Origin of the sequence: Arthrobacter sp. SIMBA_036 (genome assembly GCF_046535135.1) — a bacterium.
In the GTDB taxonomy this organism is placed as follows: Bacteria; Actinomycetota; Actinomycetes; order Actinomycetales; family Micrococcaceae; genus Arthrobacter.
Genome location: NZ_JAWRXG010000048.1, coordinates 1 through 443, shown reverse-complemented (window position 1 = coordinate 443; position 443 = coordinate 1). Strand labels below are relative to the sequence as shown.

Genomic DNA, 443 nt, shown 5'->3' with positions numbered 1-443 from the left:
CCGGGCGAGGCGAAACGCGCGATCCTGGACACCTACACCAAGGAACACTCCGCCGAATACCAGGCCCAGGCCTGGATCGACCTGGCCCGGAAGCTCCACCGCGAACACCCCGAAACCACCGACCCCGCCAACGTCGCCTCCGTGCTGATCAAGACCAGCCACCACACCCACTACGTGATCGGTTCCGGCGCTAACGACCCCCAGAAATACTCCCCCACCGCCTCCCGGGAAACGCTGGACCACTCCATCCCGTACATCTTCACCGTCGCTTTGCAGGACGGCGCGTGGCACCACGTGGACTCATATGCCCCCGAGCGCGCTACCCGCCCGGACACCGTTGAACTCTGGCACAAAGTCACCACGGTTGAAGACCCGGAATGGACCCGCCGCTACCACTCCCTGGACATCGCCGAGAAAGCCTTCGGCGGCACGGTGGAAATCAC

1 pseudogene is annotated in these 443 nt (G+C 64.6%); it reads left to right on the top strand.

The annotated features are described in order from the left end of the window. A pseudogene (locus SB659_RS19080) lies at nucleotides 1-443 on the top strand (MmgE/PrpD family protein); the annotation flags it as partial.